Below are 3,871 nucleotides of genomic sequence, written 5' to 3'. Positions count from 1 at the left end.
GAGATAAGGCCGGCACATCCTGCTCCCCTACAAAAAAACAGTTCGACAGGAAAAAAAGTCCGGGCAAGCGCGACCACGCTTCCCGGACCAAAGGTTGCTACATGCCCATCAAAACACTGCAATCAGAACCGAGGCTTGACCGCCTTCCAGTCCGGTTTGTAACGCTGCATCTGCTTCACATCATCGCGCTGGCGAATCCCGCACGTCAGGTACTGGTCATGCAGCTTGCCCAATTGATCATGGTCCAGTTCCAGGCCCAGCCCCGGAGCCCGGGTGATTTTCACGCAGCCGTCGACGATCGGCAGCTTGCCGCCCTTGATCACCTCTTCATCCGGTTCCTGCCATGGATAGTGGGTGTCACAGGCGTAATCGAGGTTCGGCACCGAGGCGGCGACATGGGCCATGGCCATCAGGCTGATGCCCAGGTGCGAGTTCGAATGCATGGACACGCCAAGCCCGAAGGTCTCGCACATTTTCGCCAGTGCCTGGGTGTCGCGCAGGCCGCCCCAGTAGTGGTGGTCGGCGAGGACGATCTGCACGCTGTTCTGCGCCACGCTGCGGCGGAACTCATCGAAGTCGGTGACCACCATGTTGGTCGCCAGCGGCAGGCCGGTGCGTTTGTGCAGCTCGGCCATGCCATCCAGGCCCGGCGTCGGGTCTTCGTAATACTGCAGGTCGTCACCGAGCAGTTCGGCCATGCGGACCGAGGTTTCCAGCGACCAGTTACCGTTCGGGTCGATGCGCAGCGGATAGCCGGGAAACGCCCTTTTCAAGGCCTTGATGCACGACACTTCATGCTCCGGCGGCAGCGTGCCGGCCTTGAGTTTGATGCTCTTGAAGCCGTAGGCCTCGATCATGCGCCGCGCCTGGGCGACGATCTGCTCCTCGTTCAGCGCCTCGCCCCAACTGTCGGGCTTGTAGGGTGAATCGACGTGCTGCGCGTACTTGAAGAACAGATAGGCGCTGAATGGAATCTCGTCGCGGATCGCCCCGCCCAGCAAGTCCACCAAGGGCACGTTCAGGGAGTGTGCCTGCAGGTCCAGAAACGCCACTTCAAACGCCGAGTAGGCATTGCTCACCGCTTTGCTGGCGTGGGACCCGGGCGCCAGTTCCGCGCCGGCCAGGCTCGCCGGTTTGTTCGCCGCCACCGTGGCCTGGACGATCGCGCGCAGTTGATTGAGGTTGAACGGGTCCAGTCCGATCAGTTGGCTTTGCAGTTGCTGCTGGATCGCCAGTGCAGGCGCGTCGCCGTAGCTTTCACCCAGGCCGATGTAGCCGTTGTCGCTTTCGATCTCGATGATCGAGCGCAGCGCGAAGGGTTCATGAATGCCGCTGGCGTTCAGCAGCGGCGGATCACGGAAGGCGATGGGCGTGACGGTGACTCGTGTGATTTTCAAGAGGCTGCTCCCGTTGGATCAGATTTCAGGGCTTGATGACTGACCGGCTTTTTTGCGGTGGCGTCTTCGGCCGGCGAGCTCAGGATGTTGCCGCGCGGTGCCGTGCGGGCGAAGAAGATCACCACCGCCGCGACCAGTGATGTAGCGGCCAGGCCATACAGGCCGCCTTCGATGGAACCGGTGGTCTGTTCCAGGATGCCGAACGCCGTCGGGGCGACGAAGCCGCCGAGGTTGCCGATGGAGTTGATCAGGGCGATCACCGCCGCGGCGATGCGCGCGTCCAGATAGCCTTGCGGGATCGGCCAGAACAATGCCGAGGCCGCCTTGAAGCCGATCGCGGCAAAACAGATGGCGACGAAAGCGAAGACCGGGCCACCGGTGGTGGACATGAACATGCCGAATGAGGCAATCACCAGTGTCACCGCGACCCAGGCCTGCTGGTACTTCCATTTGCTGGCCATGGCGGCGAAGCCGTACATCGCGACGATGGAGATGATCCACGGAATCGAGTTGAACAGGCCGACCTGGAAGTCACCGAGGTTGCCCATCTTCTTGATCATGCTCGGCAGCCAGAACGTGGCGCCGTAAATGGTCAGGGCAATCGAGAAGTAGATGAAGCAGAACAGCGCGATCTGTTTGTCGGCCAGCAACTTGAACATCGACGGCTTGACCGTATGCGTGGCATCGCGAGCCTGCTGCTCCAGATCAATGGCCGTGATCAGCGCGGTCTTTTCTTCCTCGCTGAGCCACTTGGCTTCCCGTGGATGCGATTGCAGCCAGAACCAGACAAAACCGCAGAGGGCGATGGAGGCAAAGCCTTCGATCAGGAACATCCACTGCCAGCCGTGCAGGCTCAAGCCTTCGATGTGCAGCAGCGCGCCGGACACCGGGCCGGAAATCACCGAAGCGATGGCCGAGCCGCTGAGGAAAATCGCCATGGCCTTGCCGCGTTCGGTGGATGGCAGCCATTGGGTGAAGTAATAAATGATCCCGGGAAAGAAGCCGGCTTCAGCGGCGCCAAGGATAAAGCGCAGCACATAGAAGCTGGTTTCACCCTGGACGAAGGCCATCGCCATCGCGGCGGCGCCCCAGGTGAACATGATCCGCGTCAGCCAGGCGCGGGCGCCGTAACGTTGCAGCAGCAGATTGGACGGTACTTCGAAAATGGCGTAGCCGATGAAGAACAGCCCGGCACCCAGGCCGTAGGCGGCAGCGCCAATGCCCAGGTCGGTTTCCAGGTGGCTGCGTACGAAGCCGATGTTGACCCGGTCGATGTAGTTGACGATGAACATGATCACGAACAGCGGCAGGATGTGGCGCTTGACCTTGGCGGCAGCGCGGGCGAGCACGTTCGGGTCGGGTGGACTCTGGTGGGTATTCAAGGGGCGACTCCCGATCATTTTTTTTGTAGGGGTAGCTTTAAGGGATTGGTGTAGGCCTGGAGCGATGATGGACGCCCGCATTGATCCCGTCTAATCTAACTTGGCATTCGATTGATACCTGGATTAGATCAATGTTCGAACTGACGCAACTGCGCTGCTTTACCACCGTCGCCACCGAACTGAATTTCCGCCGCGCCGCCGAACGGCTGAACATGACTCAACCGCCGCTGAGCCGGCAGATTCAGTTGCTGGAGCATCACCTGGGGGTCGAGCTGTTCACCCGCAGTACCCGCAGCGTCGCCCTCACCGCTGCCGGCCGTGCGTTCTTCATCGAGGCACAGAACCTGCTGGAGCGCGCCCAGCAAGCCGCGGTGACCGCCCGGCGTTTTGCCGAGGGCGATATCGGCTCGGTCAATATCAGCTTCGTCGGCAGCGCGGTGTACGAGTTCCTGCCCAAGGTCATCGCCGAGGCGCGACTGACGCAACCCCACGTCAAAATCGACCTGTCGGAAATGAACACCTACCAGCAACACGAAGCCCTGCGCGCCCGGCGCATTGACCTGGGCATCGCCCGCGCGCCGTTGCTGGAGCCTGGTTATTCCACCGAATGCCTGGTGCGTGAATCCTTTGTACTGGCGGTACCGAGCACCCATCCACTGGCCACGGCCACCAGCGTGTCGGTCAGGGACCTCGACGGCCAGCCGTTCCTGATGTACTCCCACGCCGCCTACCCGCCGTTCAACGAGCTGCTGACCGGCATGCTGCGCTCGGCCCGCGTTGCGCCGGATTACGTTCAGTGGCTCGGGTCGTCCCTGACCATCCTTGCCCTGGTCAATGCCGCCATGGGCCTGGCCCTGGTGCCCCGTTGCGCCACCAGCGTGGTGTTCAAGAACGTCGTGTTTCGCGATATCGACCTGGGCGAAGGGGTGCAAAGCGAGCTGCATCTGATCTGGCGCGAGAACAACGACAACCCGGCGTTCGCGATGCTGCTGGAAGGGATTCGGCGGGCGGTGCGCGAGGGGTGGGGATCGTAGCCCCCCCTGTGGGAGCGAGCCTGCTCGCGAAGGCGGTGTGTCAGGCGACTTTTACGGT

3 protein-coding genes are annotated in these 3,871 nt (G+C 61.8%); 1 reads left to right on the top strand and 2 read right to left on the bottom strand.

The genetic code is table 11. The annotated features are described in order from the left end of the window. Window positions 1-122: 122 nt before the first annotated feature. Window positions 123-1,397 carry a glucarate dehydratase family protein gene (locus tag ACW9HW_RS29395; RefSeq protein ID WP_095195239.1) on the bottom strand — a complete coding sequence of 425 codons (1,275 nt, stop codon included), beginning with the start codon at window positions 1,395-1,397 and terminating at the stop codon, window positions 123-125. Next, the gene (locus tag ACW9HW_RS29390) at window positions 1,394-2,779 is read right to left on the bottom strand and encodes an MFS transporter (protein WP_457402834.1); all 1,386 of its coding nucleotides are present in this window, start codon (window positions 2,777-2,779) and stop codon (window positions 1,394-1,396) included. Before ACW9HW_RS29390 ends, ACW9HW_RS29395 begins: the two co-directional genes overlap by 4 nt. 131 nt (window positions 2,780-2,910) lie before the next feature. On the opposite strand from ACW9HW_RS29390, the gene ACW9HW_RS29385 reads away from it, so the two are divergent. Continuing rightward, window positions 2,911-3,813 (top strand): LysR family transcriptional regulator, encoded by a 903-nt coding sequence (locus tag ACW9HW_RS29385; protein WP_457402833.1) that lies wholly within the window; start codon window positions 2,911-2,913, stop codon window positions 3,811-3,813. The last annotated feature ends 58 nt before the right edge of the window (window positions 3,814-3,871 follow it).

The organism is Pseudomonas sp. SDO5532_S415 (assembly GCF_054071155.1).
The sequence above is the reverse complement of the archived record's forward strand: the minus strand, read 5'-3'. Positions and strand labels throughout refer to the sequence as shown.